This window comes from Brachybacterium sacelli, from assembly GCF_017876545.1.
Lineage (GTDB): Bacteria > Actinomycetota > Actinomycetes > Actinomycetales > Dermabacteraceae > Brachybacterium > Brachybacterium sacelli.
Genome location: NZ_JAGIOD010000002.1, coordinates 167,833 through 184,953, shown reverse-complemented (window position 1 = coordinate 184,953; position 17,121 = coordinate 167,833). Strand labels below are relative to the sequence as shown.

Below are 17,121 nucleotides of genomic sequence, written 5' to 3'. Positions count from 1 at the left end.
GAGGGTGTCCCCGTCGGTCACTTCCGGGGGTCGCGCTCGGCGACCTCCTCTGCCTCGCGCTCGGTCTCGTCCTCGAGGTCCACGTCGATGATGTCGGTGTCCTCGACCTCGTCGGCGCCGGCCTCCGGCTCCTCCCAGTTGCGGTCCGTGACCGCGTCCGCGGTGGTGGCGACGACGTTCTCGGGGAACCGCTCCTCGCCGTCGGAGGCCAGCCCCTCGTGGTCGTCGTCCTCCTCGTCGATGAAGCCGTCCTCGTCGTCATCGTCGTCCGAGGGGGTCGCCAGGCGCGGGCTGAGCTCGTCGATCGCATAGTCGCCGCCGCGCACGAAGCCGCGGCGGAAGGCGGCACGGCCGACCATGATGCTCGCGACCGGTACGGTCAACATCTGGGCGAGCAGGACGACCAGCAGGAAAGACGCCAGGGACCAGGACCCCACGTGCAGGCTGACACCGGCGAAGACCAGCATCAGTCCGAGGGTCTGCGGCTTGGACGCCGCATGCAGGCGCATCAGCACGCCCTGGAAGCGATTCAGCCCGATCGCGGCCACCACGGCGAGCAGCAGGCCCACGCCGATCAGCACCGCGGCGATGATCTCGACCACGCTCATCGTCGGCCCCCCGTCGCGTCCGTGGCCCCGAAGCCGAGCTCTCCGTCGTCCTGCTCGTCCTCGAACCGATCGTCCTCGGTGCCGCGCCAGTCGTCGGCGGCTCCGACGCCGTGCTCGGGGTCCTCGTCCTCGAAACCGCGCGAGCCGTCCTCGGCACCGAAGCCATGCGCGGAGTCCTGGGATGCGGTCAGATCCTCTTCCACCGCATTGACCGGCTCGACCGGCGCGACTCCCCGGGAGGGGTCGAGGTGCTGGAAATGGATGGACTCCATCGGGCCGGTGGTGGTCTCCGACTGCCCGAGCCGGCGCCTCCGGCCGGGCGCGGGCTCCTCGCGTCCCACGAAGCGGGCGAAGGTGACGGTGCCGATGAAGGCGAGACCGGTCAGGCCGAGCATGGCCGGGCCGGCCCAGGGCGCCTCCGCCGAGGCCGCGTACAGCGCCATGCCGAGCACGGCCAGGACCACCAGGGAATCGATCGCGACCGCGCGATCGAGGATGGTGGGGCCGACGATCATGCGGACGACGACGGCGAGCGCGGTCAGGGAGAGCACCACGGCGCAGACGAGCAGGAGGATGTCGAACGGGGTCATCGCAGTCCCGCCTCCTCGAGCACCGAACGGTTCCCGACGGCCCACAGCAGCCGTTCCTCCTGCGCATGGACGCGGTGGCGGGCCTGCTCGACCTCCTCCGGCGTGCCGGCCCCGATGACATGCATGAACAGCGTGCCGGTGGCGCGCTGCGCCTCGACCACGACGGAGCCGGGGATCAGCGTGCACAGCACCCCGGTGGCGGTGAGGAAGAGGTCCGAGCGCGAGGCCATCCGCACCGCGATCACGGAGCTGGGCACCTGCGGGCCGGGACGGATCGCGTACCAGCCCACCTGCACCGCGGACTCGCACAGGTCGTACAGGAAGCGCAGCAGGAACACCACGAACCGCAGCGGCCGCAGCGTCAGCTCATGGCCCATGGGAGGCATCGGGAAGAGCGCGAACACCAGCACCGCGGCGAGCAGGCCACCGAGGACGTTCTTCACGTCGATCCCGCCCCACAGCAGGCACCACAGCGCCACGGACAGGACGATCCACAGCCAGGATCGTCGCAGGTCGCTCCATCGTGTCCGCATCATCGCGAGTCCACCCTCACTCCGGTCTCGTCGATGCGGTAGACCAGCTGCTCGGCGCTCTCCTCGCCGAGCACGGCACCGACGTACGGGGTGCGCTCGAGCACCGAGGAGGCCGCCTCGACCGAGTACGACATGATCGGGCCGGCCAGCACGGTCAGCAGCAGGGAGAACACGATCAGTGCGGAGGTCGCGCCGGTCATCACCCGGGGGATCACGACGGCGCGGGAGATGATCTCCTCGCTGGCCGGCTGCCAGAAGGCACGGTTCCAGATCTTCGCGATCGCGTAGAGGGTCAGCAGACTGGTGAGCACGCTGATGCCGATGAGGATCCAGCCGGAGGTCCGGTCGTAGGCGATGCCGGCCTCGATCAGGCCGACCTTCCCGATGAAGCCGGAGAAGGGCGGGATGCCGGCGAGGTTCATCGCGGGGACGAAGAACAGGACCGCGATCAGCGGGGCCAGCTTCGCCATCCCGCCCAGCTTGATGAGGTTCGTGGTCCCGCCGCGGGTCTCGATGAGGCCCGCCCCGAGGAACAGCACGGACTGCACCGTGATGTGGTGGGCGACGTAGTAGATCGTCGCGCCCATGCCCAGCTGCGTGCTCATCCCGATGCCGAACAGCATGTACCCCATGTGGGAGACCAGGGTGAAGGACAGCACGCGCTTGAGGTCCGTCTGCGCGACGGCGCCGAGGATCCCGACGAACAGGCTCAGCGCCGCCGCGGCCAGCAGCAGGTTCTGGATCTGGGAGGCCGGGAACAGCAGCGTCTCCAGGCGCAGGATCGCGTAGATGCCGACCTTCGTCAGCAGTCCCGCGAACACCGCGGTCACCGGGGCGGGAGCGGTCGGGTAGGAGTCCGGCAGCCAGGCGCTGAGGGGGAAGATCGCGGCCTTGATCGCGAAGGCCACCAGCAGCATCAGCTCGAGCATCATGCGGGTGCCCGGCTCGAGACCGTCCAGGCGCACAGCCAGCTCGGCCAGGTTCACGGTGCCGGTCGCGGCGTACACCGACGCGATCGCCGCCAGGAAGATCACCGAGCTCAGCAGGGAGACGATCACGTAGGTGGTGGCGGCGCGGATGCGGCTGGCGGAGCCGCCGAGCGTGAGCAGTACGTAGCTCGCCGCGAGCAGCACCTCGAAGCCGACGTAGAGGTTGAACAGGTCGCCGGCGAGGAAGGCCATCGAGACCCCCGCGACCAGCGCGAGGTACGTCGGATGGTAGATCGCCAGCGGGGTGCGGCCCACCCGCTCGTCGACGGTCTGCGCGCTGGAGTACAGCAGCACCGAGAGGGTGACGAAGCTGGAGACGACGAGCATCAGCGCGGTCAGTCGGTCGGCGACCAGCACGATGCCGAGCTGCGGGGTCCAGTTGCCGATCTGCAGGACCAGCACGCTCTCCTGGGTGACGTACCAGCCCATCAGCAGGGCGACGAAGAGGATCGCGACCAGGGTGAGGATCGACAGCCACAGCTGGATGCGGGCGTGGTGGCGCAGCAGCAGCGACACCGCGGCACCGCCCAGCGGGAGCATCACCGGCAGGGCGAGGAGGAGCTCGATGCTCATGTCTCCCCCCGTCCGTCGGTGTGCTCCCGGTCGGTCTCCGTCGCGGGGCCGGCTCCGGGGGCGTCGGCCGCGTGGTGGTCGCGTTCGCTGTGGCGGTAGGCCATCCGCGGCGAGGAGGAGGCGCCGCCCTCGTCGGCCTCGGTCGCGTCCTGAGGAACCTCCTCGGCGCTGGTGAGGTCGGAGCCGAGCTGGTCGTCCTCGGTCGGGGCGAAGCCCTGGGAATGCATCAGCGCGCCGCGGCGCGACTCCTCCGACAGGGCCTGCGACCACGGCAGCTTCTCGGTGTCCTCGGAGCGCCGGCGGCGCCGGCGCAACACGCGGCGGTCCTCGACGTCGTCGGGGACCTCGTCGTGGCCGAACAGCTGCCAGGCGCGGTAGGCCAGGGCGATGCCGAAGGCGGTGATGCCCAGGGAGATCACGATCGCGGTGAGCACCATCGCGAACGGCAGCGGGTCGGTCATGTCCTCCGGGTCGGCGGTGCCCTCGAAGGGTGGCAGCCCAGGCGGGCCGGCGGCCACGATGAACAGCAGGTTCACCCCGTTGCTCAGCAGCACGAAGCCGAGGACAACTCGGGTCAGGGTGCGCTCGAGCACGAGGTAGACGCCGCAGGCGACGAGCACTCCGGCGGTCAGGAGCAGGGCGAGGCTAACGGTCATCGGTCTCCACCTCCTGCTGCTGGTCGATCTGGGCACCGAGGGTGCGCAGGAAGTCGAGGATCACGCCGACCACCACGAGATACACGCCGGTGTCGAACAGCAGGGCGCTGGGGAAGTGCAGCTCGCCCAGCACCGGCACGTGGACCACCGGCGTGGCGGTGGTGAACACGCTGCCGCCGGCCAGGACCGGCAGCACGCCGGCGATGACGGCGATGGCCATGCCCGTGCCGAGGACGAAGCCGGCCTGCACGGGAGCGGCCTCGGAGAGCTCGTAGCGCCCCCCGGCGAGGTAGCGCAGGGCGAGGGCGAGACCGGCGACGAGCCCGCCGGCGAAGCCGCCACCGGGCAGGTTGTGGCCCGCCATCAGCAGATACAGCGAGAACATCATCATCATCGGGAAGGCGATGCGGGTGATCACCTCGAGCACCACCATGCGCCGCTCCGGGGCCAGGGTGAGCCCGGCCGAGAGCCAGGTGCGCCAGCGGTTGCCGCCGGCGACCTCCTCGGGGCGGGCATCGAAGTCCAGGGCGTTCTGCGGCAGCGCCGAGTCGGCGCGGCGCTTCCAGATCGAGGTGCGGGTGTCGAGGTCCCGCACGCGCGAGATCGACTGCTCGCGCCGGGTGACGAAGATCAGGGAGGCGACGCCGGTGGCGACCACCAGCAGCACCGAGATCTCGCCCATGGTGTCCCAGACGCGGGCGTCGACCAGGGTCACGTTGACGACGTTGTGGCCGCCGCCGATCTCGTAGGCCGCCTCGATCAGACCGGGGCCGAGGGGGTCGCGGTAGCGGGCGTCGGCGGCGTACAGGGCGGCGCCGCACAGCACGACGGCGGTGCTGATCGCGATCGCCCAGCGCCCCCAGGCGCCGATCCGCAGCGGCCGCCGCGAGAAGTGGGTGGGCAGCCGGCGCAGCACGAGCACCAGCACGACGGTCATCGCGGTCTCGACCAGCACCTGGGTGGTCGCCACATCCGGAGCGCCCGCGACCAGGAACAGGACCGCCACGGCATATCCGGTCACGGAGATCAGGAACACCGCGCGCAGCCGACGCCGGGAGCGGGCGGCACCGAGGGCGGCGAGCGCGGCCACCGGCAGGACGATGAGCTCGACGGGGTGGTGGAACAGCACCAGGTTGTCCGGCAGCGGGGACTGGGAGACCGCGATCGGAGCGACCAGCACGATCAGCACCATCAGCATCGTGCCCAGCGTGTAGGGCAGCGAACCCCGCTGGAACAGCGGGGTGACCGCGACCGACACGGAGTCGACCAGACGCATGACGCGGCGGAAGGCGCGCTCGGCGTCGATCCGGTCGAGGAGCTCCTCGCTCGCCCAGCTCAACGGGGACACCTTCTTCTGGAGCCTGGCGAACGGCTTCGCCAGCACGCACAGCAGCGCACCGGCTCCGAGGGCCACGGCGGAGGCGAGCAGCGGGACACCCACGTGCGGGATCACTGCGAGGTGGACGGCCTCGACGGTCTCGGGCAGCACCCCGGAGAAGCCGCGCAGGATCTCCTCGAGGGGCCCGGTCAGCGCCGACAGGACGAGGGAGAGCACCGCCACCAGGGCGGGCGGCAGCCAGAACAGGACGGGGATGCTCGGCTTCTGGACGGCGGGGGCGCCCGGGGCGGTCCCGAAGGAGCCGTGGACGAACCGCCAGGAGTAGGCGACGGTGAGGACCGAGCCGACGACCAGCGCCGCCAGCAGGACCTTGTGCCACGTCTCGCCGTACCAGAGCGCGGTGAACAGCGCCTCCTTCGCGACGAAGCCGAACAGAGGAGGGACCGCCGCCATCGAGGCCGCCGAGACGGTGCCGATCACGGCGACCACCGGCGCGACCTTCGCCACCCCGGACAGGACACGCAGGTCACGGGTGCCGAACTTCTTGTCGATGATGCCGACGACCATGAACAGCGGGGCCTTGAACACGGCATGGGCGATCAGCATCGCCAGTCCCGCCAGCAGGGCGTCGTGGGTGGCCAGACCGGCCACCGCGGAGAGGAAGCCGAGCTGGGAGACGGTGCCATAGGCCAGCAGCAGCTTGATGTCGGTCTGGCGCAGTGCACGCCAGCCGCCGAGGATCATCGTCGCCGCGCCGAGCGCGGCGATGATCATGGTGACGATCTCCAGATGGGTGAGTGCGGGCCCCATCCGCAGGATCAGGTAGACACCGGCCTTCACCATCGCGGCGGCGTGGAGGTAGGCGGAGACCGGCGTGGGGGCCGCCATCGCACCGGGCAGCCAGAAGTGGGTGGGGATCAGGGCGGACTTCGTGGTGGCCCCGGCGAGGATCAGCAGCACCGCGATCACCAGGAACGGCCCGGCATCGGCCCACATCGGCGAGGCCAGGATCTCGGTGATCCGCAGGGAGCCGGCCTCGGCGGAGAGCATCAGGAGACCCACCAGCATGGCGAGACCGCCGGCGGTGGTGGAGATGAGGGCGTTCATGGCCGCACGACGGGAGGCCTGCTTCTCCTGGTAATGCCCGATCAGCAGGTAGGAGAAGACGGTCGTGAGCTCCCAGAAGGTGTAGAGCATCATCACGTCGTCGGAGAGCACCAGGCCGACCATGGCGCCCGCGAAGGCCGTCAGCACGCCCGCGAAGCGGCCCAGCCCCGGCTCGGTGTCCTTGAAGTACCGCGCGCAGTACAGCAGGACGATCGCTCCGATGCCGGTGGCGATCAGCGCCATCACCCAGCTCAGCGGGTCCAGACGGAAGGCGAGGTCGATGCCGAAGGCGGGGATCCACGGGACGGAGATCTCCAGCGGCTCCTCGGCGAGGGCGACGGGATCGATCGTGGCCAGCCAGATGGCCGAGGCGGCGGGCACCGCAGCCAGCGGGAAGAACGCGTTGCGCCCCATCAGCCGCACCAGGACGGGCCCGAGGAGGGCCGCCACCAGATGGGCGAGGAGCATCGAGTACACGCGGTCTCCGTCCATCGTGCGCGGGAAAGGGGGCCTTGAACATTCTACGGGAGGCCGCGCCCCGATTTCTGTGGGAACCGCCTCCCTCCGACACGGATCCGGTCGCGCGGTCTCCGTAGAGTGTGTTCATGGCCACCACCGAGGACCAGGGCGACCGCCGTGCAGCGGCCACCTCCTCCCGACTCCCCCGTCGTCCCGTCGTCTCCTTCGCGCTGTGGGACGGCGGGATGTCCGCCTTCAGCTCGGTGATCCTGACCTTCGTGTTCGCGACCTACGTCGCCAGCGCCGTCGCCTCCGAGGGTGCCGTCGGCGAGGAGGCGATCACGGCGGCCCAGGACCACGGGTCACGGGTGCTGACCACCTGGCAGGCGATCGGTGCCGCGGCCATTGCGCTGCTCGCACCGCTGCTGGGCAATCTCGCCGATCGCGGCGGGGCCCGCAATGCGCTGCTGCGGATCACGACGCTGGCCACCGTGGCCGTGGTCGCGCTGATGCCGCTGGTGGCCCTCGACTCCGACTTCCTCGTGCTCGGGGCCGCCTTGATCGCCCTCGCGGTCGTGTTCAGCGAGTTGGCCGGGGTGTTCGTGAACTCCGTGCTGCCGGAGGTCTCGACCCCCGCCACTCGCGGCCGCGTCTCCGGGACCGCGTGGGCGGTGGGCTACTGGGGGTCGATCGTGTGCCTCGCCCTGGTGCTGGTGCTGTTCGTGATGCCCGGGACGGGACTGCTCGGGATCACCGGGGAGGGCGGCTGGAACTACCGCGCGATCCCGCTGTTCGTGGCGCTGTGGATCCTGGTGGGGACGCTGCCGCTGATGCTCTGGGCTCCGAAGCATCCGGCGTCGGCCCCCGGCGAGCGGTGGACCCCCTGGCAGGGGTACGCCAGCATCGTCACGCGTGTGATGCGGGCCTTCCGCGAGGAACCGGTCATGCTGCAGTACCTCGTCGCCTCGGCGATCTACCGCGACGGGCTGGGCGCCGTGTTCTCCATCGCCGGTGTGCTCGCCGCCAACGCCTACGGCTTCTCGACCGTCGAGATCATCGTCTTCGGCATCGCCGCCAACCTCGTCGCCGGCATCGGGGTCTTCGTGGGAGGCCGCGCGGACGACCGGATCGGCACCCGCTGGATCATCATCATCGGCTGCCTCGGCGTCATCGTGCTCGGCCTGGTGGTGCTCGCCTTCGGCTCGGCCCCCGTGTTCTGGGTGGCGGGCCTGGCGATCTGCCTGTTCGTCGGGCCGGTGCAGTCCGCCTCCAGGAACCTGCTCACCCGGCTCTCGCAGCCGGGCCGGGAGACCGAGAACTTCGGCCTGTACGCCACCACCGGCCGCGCACTGGGCTTCCTGGGCACCGCCGCCTTCGCCGCATCCGTGGCGATCTTCCAGGACACCCGCGCCGGGATCCTCGGCATCGTGGTGGTGATGGCGGTGGGACTGATCACCTTCGTGCCGATCCGGCTCGGGGCCGCCGGCCGGGCTCCCGCCGACGCCTGAGGCCGACGGGGCTGCGGCAGGGGACGGAGCGTCGCGAGGCGGTCGGGTTCCGGGGCGACGTGGCCGCTCCCGGGTCGGGTCGGGTCCGGCGGGAGCGGATCAGGCCCGACGGAAGCGGGGCGGGCCTGGCTCGGATCAGGCGAGGTCGCCCGGATCGACGAGGAACCCCTCGAGGTCCACGATGTGGCCGCCGACGCTCTCGGCGATCAGTCCCGCGATCACCCCGATCCGCCGGTAGGCCAGCGCCCAGCGCTCCGCGGTCTCGGCATCCGGGGTCTCGAGGGCGTCCTCGGCCTCGTCGGCCGGCAGGTGCACGAGCTCGTAGTCGACCGCGCTGTCCAGCCAGCTCAGCTCCGCCAGGACCGGCGGGCGCGAGCTGCGCGAGACGCGCACCGCGATCTCGTCCCCGACGTCCAGGGGGATCGTCACGCTGTATCCGCTGCGCGGGGCGTCGGAGGGGACCTGGTCGAGCTCCGCCTCCGGCTCCAGCGGTGCCAGCAGCAGCGCGAGCGCCTCCGGGGCCAGGGCGTGCGGGGAGACCACGGTCAGATCACGCACGTGGTAGGGATGCGGCTCGAGCCGGCTGCCCGCATCGGTGACCACCGCGCCGTACAGCCGCCGGCCCAGCGACCAGGCGAGGTCGAGGGCGGGCCGCTCCGCACCGAAGGGCAGACCGTCCGGGAAGGCGCGCCCGTAGCCATGGGAGTCGACCACTCCCTCGGGCATCGGGTCCTCCCGCTCGCGCGGGGCGTCCACGGTCCAGCGGCCGACGCCGCGCGGTGACGGATCCGGCACCAGATAGGCGTCGTCCCCGCAGTCGATCGTGCCGTCCTGGTCGAGCTGTGCCTGCGGGCGGACGTTGCGCACCATCGCCAGCACGTCCTGCGGGTCGGTGTCCCGGGGCAGCTGGAGCCGGTGACCGGTGCGGGGCGGGGCGACGCGGGAAGCCTCGGCGCTGGCGTCGGTCACTGGCCGTCCTCCACGGGGATCGAGGTGCGGTGGAAGTTCAGGGCGGACCGGGAGGGCGTCGGCCCCCGCTGACCGAGGTACCGGTTGAGATTACCCGCGCTGCCGTAGGGGTTGTCCGCGGTGCTCGAGAGCCCGAAGAAGCACAGCTGCCCGATCTTCATGCCCGGCCAGAGGGCGACCGGCAGGGTCGCCATGTTCGAGAGCTCCAGGGTGATGTGGCCCTGGAAGCCGGGATCGATGAAGCCGGCCGTCGAGTGCGTCAGCAGTCCCAGCCGGCCCAGCGAGCTCTTGCCCTCCAGGCGGGCGGCGACGTCGTCCGGCAGCGTGATCTGCTCGTAGGTCGAGGCCAGCACGAACTCTCCGGGATGGAGCATGTACGGCTCCTCCGGTGCGACGGCGACCTCCCGGGTGAGCTCGCCCTGCTCCTGGGCGGGATCGATCATCGCGTACTTGTGGTTGTCGAACAGCCGGAAGTAGCGATCGATCCGCACGTCCACCGAGGCGGGTTGGATCATCGTGTCGTCGAAGGGGTCGAGACGCACTCGCCCGGCCTCGATCTGGCCCCGGATGTCATGGTCGCTCAGCAGCACGGTGCCCAGCCTATCCGCACCGCCCCGCCGGCGGCAGGGCATCCCCCATCGCCCGTCGGGGCGGGCTCGGTTCGTCAGGCGGCGCCGGCTCAGGTATGCTGGTCCGCGTTGCCCCGAGCGGCGGCGGTCCCCCGGGATCGTCAGCAGCACGACCGGCGATGCGCGGGTGTAGTTCAATGGTAGAACTTCAGCTTCCCAAGCTGACAGCGCGGGTTCGATTCCCGTCACCCGCTCCCTCGGAACCGTCGGCCGCTCGGCCGGCGGTTCCTCTGTGTCCGGCCCCCGACACCGCCTCCGACGGGAGACCTGCACCTCAGGCGTCCGGACGGATCTCCGCCCCCCTTCGGCCGGGGTGTAAGAATGCGGCATGCCCAAGATCATCGGAGGCTCCCTGGAGGAGCATCGCGAACGCACACGCGAGAAGATCTTCGTCGCGCTCGCCGAGCTGCTGGAGACCCAGGACTTCGAGGCGATCACCTTCTCGCGGATCGCCACCGCCGCAGGCGTCGGCCGCACCGCGATGTACAACCACTTCCCGGACCGCGAGACCCTGCTGGTCGAGTACGCGCTCCATGAGACCTCCGACTACATCGCCCAGCTGCGGGCGGGGGTCAGCGACTCGGCCACGCCGCGCGAGGCCGCTCTCGCCTACGTGCGCACGCAGCTGGAGCTCACTGTCTCCTTCCACATGCCGCAGTCGATGGGCAAGGCGTCCCTGACCGAGGCCGCGGTCGCGCGGATGCGCGAGCACGTGGTGCTGATCGAGGACGTGCTGCGCCGGATCGTGCACGACGGGATCGCCAGCGGCGACTTCGCCGCTGACCTCGACGTCGATGCGACGGTGCCGATCATCAATTCGCTGCTGGTGGGATCCAGCGCCCGACGGTTCTCCCGTACCGGCCTGGAGCACTTCGTGCTGCGGGGCCTCGGCGCCCGGATCTGACGCCCGCTGCACGAACGGGTCGTGGGTGGCACGCGCTGTGCCCATGGCTCAGCGCGTGCCACCCACGATCCGGATCCGTCGGTCGGACCGACTAGTCGTTGCTCTTCCTGCGGGCGCCGCGCCGAGGGCGCTTCGCCGTGCGGGTGGGCTTCTGCGTGGCCACCGTGACCTGCTCGGTGTTCTCCTCGTCGGTCTCCCAGTCCATGGCCTCCAGGCCGTCCGCGGAGTCCTCCTCGGCGCGGGAGAACAGCGGTCGGGAGACCTCCCCGATCTCGTCCTCGAGGTCGACCTCGGCCGCCGTCGAGGCGATCACCCAGGTGGTCAGTGCGATGACCAGGGCGACCACGGCGATGCCCCAGCGCAGGAACTCGCTGGTGCCGTCGGTGGTCATCGACACCACGGCGCTGACGCCGAGGGCCGAGAGCAGGGACGAGCTCAGCAGCAGCGGCAGCGCCACGGAGCCGATCACGGAGCGCAGGGTGCCGGTGAGCACCGCGCCGCCGAGCGCACCGGAGTGCCCCCAGGAACCGGGACCGCCGTAGCGGCCGTGGCCGATGATGGCCGCGGCGTGGCTGAGGGTCGCCCCCGCCCCGAGTGACCACAGGCCGAGGCCGGCGGAGGTCAGGACGGCACCGATGACCAGGCCGGGCAGGGCGGCCGGGCCGAGGCCGAATCCGGCGACGATCGGCATCAGCACCACGATCACGACCGCCGGGAGCACGGCGCGCCGCACCATGTCCGGCAGGTCCTCGAGGTTCACGCCGGCGCGCTTCTCGAGCATCGCGGCGCGGGTCTCGACGACGGCGCTCGCACCCAGGCGTCGGGCGCCGTCCAGCAGCGAGGCGGTCACCAGCAGCACCCCGACGACGCCCAGGCCGATCCCGCCCAGCAGGGAAAGGGAGGCGGGGCTGAGGGAGTGCAGGGCTCGGTCCTCCCAGGCGGTCGACGCACGGGGCGCCATCTGGAGCGCGGTGACGACAGGGCCGAGAGCAGCCAGCGCCGTCAGCGCCGCGGCCAGCAGCAGCGCGGCACGGGGACCGGTCGAGGCACCGGCGGCGGCGTCGCGCAGCGAGCGCTCCGCCTCCGGACGGTCCACGAGCGTCGGAGCCATCAGGGAGCCGGCGTGTGCGACGGCCACCACCAGGGCGCCGAGGCCCGCATGGGAGAGCAGCGCCAGAGCCATGTCGGGAACGCCGGCGCTCAGCACGCTGAGCACACCCGCCACGATCAGCAGGAGGGCCAAGGCCCCGGCCGCGAGCAGGGCGGTCGAACCGAGGCCCGCCGTGGTGCCCAGCGCGCCGCCGGTGCGGCTGGTGCGGGCCGTGCGCAGCACGATCGAGCCGACCCGGTTGCCGGTCCCGTCCAGCAGCAGGATCGCGGCGAGGGCGACGACGACTCCGAGCCCCAGGGAGGAGGCGGCGGCCACGCTCGGCGAGATGGTGTACATCGTGACCACGTCCAGCAGCGTGCTCGCGGCCTGGGAGTCGTCGGTCTGGGAGACCAGCGTGCCCAGCTGGGCACCGGCCTGTGCGATCTGCGGCTCGAGCTGCTCACGCGGCAGCGGTTCCGGACCGGCGATGGCCTGGTCGGTGAACTCCCCCATGCCCACCTGCGCGAAACGCAGGTTCTTGTATGCCGAGGGGAGCCAGAGCGCGGCGGCCGCGACCATCCCGCCGCCGCCGAGGAGGGCGGGGACGAGGCCGCCCAGACGCAGCGCCCCACGCTCGTGGCCGGGCCGTCCCAGATGCGGGACCACGGCGACCACGCCACCGGCGAGCATCGCGACGCCGAGGGCGAGCAGCACCACCAGGATGCCTTCGGCGGCCAGCACCGGCACGCCCAGCAGGATGCCGACCGCGGCGGCTGCGGTGGTCAGCGCGACCAAATCGGCGCTGAGGGCGGCGCCGCGGCGGAACATCCGCGCGCCTCGCAGCGGGGGCGCTCCGAGGTTCTTGGCCTCATCGGTGTCGATCTCGTGCTCGTCGGCCCCGACCAGGATCGCGGAGGAGGCCGCGGCGGTGTCGAACGGAGCGGCGGTGGCGCGGATCGCGAGCGCCGAGATGGCGGCGCCCCCGGCCAGGGCCATCAGCGAGGAGGAGCCCGAGGCGTGGAGGAACCACACGATGATGACGATCGGGAGGGTCGCCACGGCGAGCGCCCCGGTGACGGTCAGCGCCCCGAGCCGGGAGATCATCGCGGGTCGGCGCTCGGGGTCGAGACCCAGGGAGGCCAGCTGCACGGCGAGTCCGCGCCAGGCGGCGAACGGGCCCAGCAGCAGGCCGACCAGCATCATCGAGGAGCGCAGGATGCGTTCGTCGGTCGATCCGGGCGCGAGGTACAGCAGCACCACTGCGGGCAGCCCGACCCACAGGATGATCGAGCCCGCGGCCGACAGGTGCCGGCCCAGGCGCCGACCGAGGTCGTCATCCACCTCGGGGGCGTCCTCGTCGCGCTGCAGACGGCTGGGGACGACGGCACCGGTGACCAGAGCGGCCACGGAGAGCACGCCGAGCACCAGCAGGGTCACGGCGATGTCATCGCCCAGGGGGAATTGAGTGATCAGGTCCAAGAGACAGCTTCCGACGTCGGGGCTCGGAGGGGTCGACGGGTCGACTCAGGCGAGCAGGGACAGATCCAGGTGGGTGGGGGCACCGTCGACGATGCGGATCGGCACGCCCCAGTCCTGCTGATGCATGTGGCAGGCGGGGAACTCGACCGCCGGATCAGCATCGCAGGAGGCGGCACGGGCGCTGACGTGCAGCACGCCCTCGGTGTAGGCGGGATCCAGCGCGAGGGTGCGCTCCAGTGCCGTCTCGACCCCGGCGCCGTCGGTCAGCATGGCCGACGGGGTGGTCGAGACGGTGACCTGGGTGGAGGGTCCCAGGGTGTCGTCGAGCTTGTGCCCCTCGGGCGGGGTGAACATCACCCGCACGGTCAGGGGGCCGGGCCCGACCTCCGTGACGGGCCGCTCGGAGCGCTGGGCCCCCTGGTCGATGACGCGCTCAGCCGCCTTGGCGACCGGCACCCAGGTGACGCGGTGGGCTCCGGACTCGACCACGATCAGCTGGCCGATGCCGTCGACCGGGGGGCCGACGATCGCGTCGGAGGGCTCGTCGAGATCGGTCGCGACGGTGACCACGGTGACCGCGGCGGACGATTCCGCGTCGTCCTCCGTGTGCTCCTCGATGATCCGGATCGCACCGTTGTAGGTGTCGGCCACGGCGATGCGCCCGTCGGGCAGCGCGGTGACCGCCAGTGGATGCTGGAGACGCGCGACGTCCGCGGCGCCGTCGACGTGACCGAAGTCGAACAGGCCCTCGCCCACCAGGGTGCTGACCTGCATGGTCTGCGGATCCAGGACGCGGACCGCGGAGGTCTCGGAGTCGGCGACGACGAGGCGGCCGTCGGGCAGCTCGTCGAGGCCGGAGGGCTGAGCCCACCAGGAGGAGACGACGGGGCCGTCGACCAGACCCTCCTGGGTGGTGCCGGCGAGCACCATCAGCGCCCCGGTGACCGGGTCGAAGGTCCACAGCTGGTGGATGCCGGCCATCGCGATCACGGCGCGGTTCAGTACGCGGGACCAGGTCACGTCCCACGGGGTCGACAGCGCGTAGCCCTGCGCATCGCCCTCGCCGCGGGGCTGCTCCTCGCCCTGCATCCACTGCGCTCCCGAGCCGGCGACGGTGAGCACCTCGGTGGCGGTGCGCGAGCGCAGCAGCCGATCCTGGCCGACCTTCACACCGCGCAGCAGGTGGTTCGCGGTGTCGGTGACCAGCAGGTCGTAGCCGACCTCGGCGGCGACCTCCTGCGGGAGGGCGAGCACGCCGTTGGGCTCGGCGAACTGCGCGGTCTCCGCATCGCCGTCCGTGTGACCGCGGATCCCGGCGCCGATGACCTCGTCGACGGTCTGGCCGTCGCTCTGGAAGACCACCAACCGGTGCTGGCCGGCGTCGGAGACCACCAGGCGCCCGTCCGGCAGCGTGGTGAGCTTGGAGGGGAAGCGGAGGGTCTGGGGAACCCGCTCGGTCAGCACGGTCGGCGCCGGTCCGCGGCGCAGCGAGCCGTCGGCCTCGCCCTCGGTGACGAGGCGGGCGATCAGCTGGTCGACGTTCTCGGCGTGGCCCTCACCGGAGAGATTGCCGGCGATGCGCCCATGGGTGTCGAGCACCATCAGGGTCGGCCAGGCACGAGCGCCGTACTCGGTCCAGGTCTCCAGCTCCGGGTCGTCGATGACCGGGTGGGTGACCTCGTAGCGCTCGATGTTCGCGGCCAGCGCGTCGGGATCCTTCTCGAACTCGAACTTCGGGGAGTGGACGCCGACGACGACCAGCTCGTCGGCCCACTTCTGCTCCAGCGGGCGCAGCTCGTCGAGGACGTGCAGGCAGTTCACGCAGCAGAACGTCCAGAAGTCCAGCAGCACGACCTTGCCTCGCAGCGACTCCAGGTCGAGGTCGACGCCTCCCGTGTTGAGCCACCCGCGCCCGCGCAGGGCGGAGCCATGGGCGCGGGACGTCAAGGGCGCGGCGGGGTCGCTCGATGTGGTCATGGGGTCCAGTGAACACCGGTTCGACGGGCAGTGGCCAACTCAGGTGACACTCGTGGACATTCGCACTCCCGGCGCGCCGCGACGACCAGGAGCACGGAGAGCGGCGCTGAGCGTCTCACCAGGTGGCGATCCATGCCGCGAGGTCCGGGTCGGTCAGGGAGCCCAGGACGAGATCGGCCGCCGGGGCGGGGTGGCCGGGGGCCGGCACCGCGACGAGCCGGAGCCCGGCCTCCCGGGCGGCGCGCGCCCCGGTACCGGAGTCCTCGAGGGCGAGGGCCTCGCCCGGTTCGGCCCCGAGGGCGCGAGCGGCCGCGGCGTACATGTCGGGGGCGGGTTTCGGACGGTCGACGGTGTCGGAGGCCTCGAGCACGGTGAAATGCTCGCGCAGCCCGCCGAGGCGCAGCTTGTCCTCGAGGGACTCCAGCCACGAGTTCGAGGCGCAGCCCAACGGGACGCGCGCCCCGGCCGCCGCGACGATCTCACGGGCACCGGGCAGCAGGCGGATCCCGCCGGCGAGCTCCCGGTCGAAGACGACGTGGAGATCGGCCAGCAGCGCCTCGGTGCTGCTGGCCGAGCGCTCGGCGAGGATCGCGGCCGCGTCCTCGATGGTCGAACCGTGCAGCGCGGCGTCGTCCTCCTCGCGCAGCACCGCGCCGTGCGCGGCGACGACGGCGTCCTGGGCTCGCTGCCAGACGCTCTCGGTGTCCAGCAGCAGTCCGTCGCAGTCGAAGACGACGGCGCGCGGGGTCCAGCCGCCGAAGACCTCCCGGAACCGGTCGGGGCAGGGAGCGGGGTGCGTTGCGGCACCGTCCTCACCGGTGGCGGGGACCCTGCCGGCGGTGGCGCCGTCGGTGCCGGTGGCCATGCCGTCCGCGGCGGTCGCGGGGGTCATCGCCGCACGTCCCAGCCGGCGATCCAGTCCGTCAGCACATCGTCCTCGAGGGTGCTCAGGCGGCGCTGGGCACGAGGATCCTGCCCCGGGATGGAGGGCACCGCGATCAGGTGCAGCCCGGCGGCGAGGGCGGCAGAGGCACCGGTCTCGGAGTCCTCGAAGGCGAGGCAGTCGGCGGGAACGACGCCGAGCAGTTCGGCGGCGCGCAGGTAGATGTCCGGCGCGGGTTTGGGATGGGTGATGTCCTCGATGGCGACGTGGGCATCGACCACCTCGAGCAGGCCGGTGGCCTCGAGCTTGTGGTCGAGCATGTCCCGCGGGGAGTTCGAGGCGATCGCGACCGGGCGCTTCGCGGCGACGGCCCGCACCGTCTCCAGGCCGCCGGGCAGCGGCACCAGCTGTTCACGGTCGCGCAGTCCCTCACGGTGGGCGGCCAGCAGCTCCTCGCCGACGACCTCGGGGGCCTTGTCGACCAGGCGACCGATCACCGTGACCACCATCTCCGCGGACTGCCCGGTGATCTGCCGCCGGGTGGCGGGATCCATCTCGACCCGGTGCATCGCGAGGTAGGCGTCCTGGACGCGGACCCACTCGGCCTCGGTGTCGACCAGCAGTCCGTCGAAGTCGAAGACGACGGCGGCGGGAGTCCAGGTGGGCGGCCAGTCATCCAGCGGGGACGACGGCAGGGGCGCGGGAACGGCACTCATGATGGCCCCAGCGTATCCAGCCCGCCTGCACGATGTCTCCTCGCCGTGCCCGGGTCAGGCCGGGACCTGACATCTCGAGGTGCGAGCGGGCGTCCCTGCCGGGCCGCTGCCA

14 protein-coding genes and 1 tRNA gene are annotated in these 17,121 nt (G+C 71.7%); 3 read left to right on the top strand and 12 right to left on the bottom strand.

What is annotated here, in order from left to right; genetic code table 11:
* Positions 1-17: 17 nt before the first annotated feature.
* The 6 genes from mnhG to JOF43_RS14925 are packed head-to-tail and all read right to left on the bottom strand — an operon-like array spanning position 18 to position 6,863.
* Complete coding sequence (mnhG, locus tag JOF43_RS14950; protein WP_209903591.1) at positions 18-608, bottom strand: monovalent cation/H(+) antiporter subunit G; 591 nt, start codon at positions 606-608, stop codon at positions 18-20.
* Positions 605-1,198 carry an MrpF/PhaF family protein gene (locus tag JOF43_RS14945; RefSeq protein ID WP_209903589.1) on the bottom strand — a complete coding sequence of 198 codons (594 nt, stop codon included), beginning with the start codon at positions 1,196-1,198 and terminating at the stop codon, positions 605-607. Before JOF43_RS14945 ends, mnhG begins: the two co-directional genes overlap by 4 nt.
* Complete coding sequence (locus JOF43_RS14940; RefSeq protein WP_245354566.1) at positions 1,195-1,734, bottom strand: Na+/H+ antiporter subunit E; 540 nt, start codon at positions 1,732-1,734, stop codon at positions 1,195-1,197. Before JOF43_RS14940 ends, JOF43_RS14945 begins: the two co-directional genes overlap by 4 nt.
* A complete protein-coding gene (locus JOF43_RS14935) occupies positions 1,731-3,293 on the bottom strand; it encodes a Na+/H+ antiporter subunit D (RefSeq protein ID WP_209903587.1) in 1,563 nt (520 codons plus the stop codon). Before JOF43_RS14935 ends, JOF43_RS14940 begins: the two co-directional genes overlap by 4 nt.
* A complete protein-coding gene (locus JOF43_RS14930; RefSeq protein WP_209903585.1) occupies positions 3,290-3,949 on the bottom strand; it encodes a Na(+)/H(+) antiporter subunit C in 660 nt (219 codons plus the stop codon). Before JOF43_RS14930 ends, JOF43_RS14935 begins: the two co-directional genes overlap by 4 nt.
* Complete coding sequence (locus tag JOF43_RS14925) at positions 3,939-6,863, bottom strand: Na+/H+ antiporter subunit A (protein ID WP_245354686.1); 2,925 nt, start codon at positions 6,861-6,863, stop codon at positions 3,939-3,941. The genes JOF43_RS14930 and JOF43_RS14925 overlap by 11 nt, the downstream gene beginning before the upstream one ends.
* 137 nt (positions 6,864-7,000) lie before the next feature.
* On the opposite strand from JOF43_RS14925, the gene JOF43_RS14920 reads away from it, so the two are divergent.
* Positions 7,001-8,362, top strand: a complete 1,362-nt coding sequence (locus tag JOF43_RS14920) for an MFS transporter (RefSeq protein ID WP_209903581.1) — start codon at positions 7,001-7,003, stop codon at positions 8,360-8,362.
* A gap of 135 nt (positions 8,363-8,497) precedes the next feature.
* Here the strand turns inward: JOF43_RS14920 and JOF43_RS14915 are convergent, their stop codons facing one another.
* Together JOF43_RS14915 and dcd are read right to left on the bottom strand one after the other, a co-directional pair.
* Complete coding sequence (locus JOF43_RS14915; RefSeq protein WP_209903579.1) at positions 8,498-9,331, bottom strand: hypothetical protein; 834 nt, start codon at positions 9,329-9,331, stop codon at positions 8,498-8,500.
* The gene (dcd, locus tag JOF43_RS14910; protein ID WP_209903577.1) at positions 9,328-9,921 is read right to left on the bottom strand and encodes a dCTP deaminase; all 594 of its coding nucleotides are present in this window, start codon (positions 9,919-9,921) and stop codon (positions 9,328-9,330) included. Before dcd ends, JOF43_RS14915 begins: the two co-directional genes overlap by 4 nt.
* A 162-nt stretch (positions 9,922-10,083) precedes the next feature.
* Here dcd and JOF43_RS14905 point away from each other — a divergent pair.
* Both JOF43_RS14905 and JOF43_RS14900 read left to right on the top strand, forming a co-directional pair.
* A tRNA-Gly gene (locus JOF43_RS14905) sits at positions 10,084-10,154 on the top strand.
* A gap of 134 nt (positions 10,155-10,288) precedes the next feature.
* The gene (locus JOF43_RS14900) at positions 10,289-10,864 is read left to right on the top strand and encodes a TetR/AcrR family transcriptional regulator (RefSeq protein WP_209903576.1); all 576 of its coding nucleotides are present in this window, start codon (positions 10,289-10,291) and stop codon (positions 10,862-10,864) included.
* A gap of 91 nt (positions 10,865-10,955) precedes the next feature.
* Here JOF43_RS14900 and JOF43_RS14895 read toward each other — a convergent pair whose 3' ends face one another.
* The 4 genes from JOF43_RS14895 to JOF43_RS14880 all read right to left on the bottom strand — a co-directional run bounded on the left by JOF43_RS14895 (position 10,956) and on the right by JOF43_RS14880 (position 17,009).
* Complete coding sequence (locus tag JOF43_RS14895; protein ID WP_209903574.1) at positions 10,956-13,433, bottom strand: pyrophosphatase; 2,478 nt, start codon at positions 13,431-13,433, stop codon at positions 10,956-10,958.
* Positions 13,434-13,478: 45 nt separating this feature from the next.
* Positions 13,479-15,410: a thioredoxin-like domain-containing protein gene (locus JOF43_RS14890; RefSeq protein WP_209903572.1), complete on the bottom strand. Its 1,932-nt coding sequence runs from the start codon at positions 15,408-15,410 to the stop codon at positions 13,479-13,481.
* A gap of 115 nt (positions 15,411-15,525) precedes the next feature.
* Positions 15,526-16,302 (bottom strand): HAD family hydrolase, encoded by a 777-nt coding sequence (locus tag JOF43_RS14885; RefSeq protein WP_245354565.1) that lies wholly within the window; start codon positions 16,300-16,302, stop codon positions 15,526-15,528.
* Complete coding sequence (locus JOF43_RS14880) at positions 16,299-17,009, bottom strand: HAD family hydrolase (RefSeq protein WP_209903571.1); 711 nt, start codon at positions 17,007-17,009, stop codon at positions 16,299-16,301. The genes JOF43_RS14885 and JOF43_RS14880 overlap by 4 nt, the downstream gene beginning before the upstream one ends.
* Between the last annotated feature and the right edge of the window lie 112 nt (positions 17,010-17,121).

Excerpts from the sequence above, each read along its gene's own strand:
- mnhG (WP_209903591.1), bottom strand. The coding sequence starts at position 608 with ATGAGCGTGGTCGAGATCATCGCCGCGGTGCTGATCGGCGTGGGCCTG.
- JOF43_RS14945 (WP_209903589.1), bottom strand. The coding sequence starts at position 1,198 with ATGACCCCGTTCGACATCCTCCTGCTCGTCTGCGCCGTGGTGCTCTCC.
- JOF43_RS14940 (WP_245354566.1), bottom strand. The coding sequence starts at position 1,734 with ATGATGCGGACACGATGGAGCGACCTGCGACGATCCTGGCTGTGGATC.
- JOF43_RS14935 (WP_209903587.1), bottom strand. The coding sequence starts at position 3,293 with ATGAGCATCGAGCTCCTCCTCGCCCTGCCGGTGATGCTCCCGCTGGGC.
- JOF43_RS14930 (WP_209903585.1), bottom strand. The coding sequence starts at position 3,949 with ATGACCGTTAGCCTCGCCCTGCTCCTGACCGCCGGAGTGCTCGTCGCC.
- JOF43_RS14925 (WP_245354686.1), bottom strand. The coding sequence starts at position 6,863 with ATGCTCCTCGCCCATCTGGTGGCGGCCCTCCTCGGGCCCGTCCTGGTG.
- JOF43_RS14920 (WP_209903581.1), top strand. The coding sequence starts at position 7,001 with ATGGCCACCACCGAGGACCAGGGCGACCGCCGTGCAGCGGCCACCTCC.
- JOF43_RS14900 (WP_209903576.1), top strand. The coding sequence starts at position 10,289 with ATGCCCAAGATCATCGGAGGCTCCCTGGAGGAGCATCGCGAACGCACA.
- JOF43_RS14890 (WP_209903572.1), bottom strand. The coding sequence starts at position 15,410 with ATGACCACATCGAGCGACCCCGCCGCGCCCTTGACGTCCCGCGCCCAT.
- JOF43_RS14885 (WP_245354565.1), bottom strand. The coding sequence starts at position 16,302 with ATGACCCCCGCGACCGCCGCGGACGGCATGGCCACCGGCACCGACGGC.
- JOF43_RS14880 (WP_209903571.1), bottom strand. The coding sequence starts at position 17,009 with ATGAGTGCCGTTCCCGCGCCCCTGCCGTCGTCCCCGCTGGATGACTGG.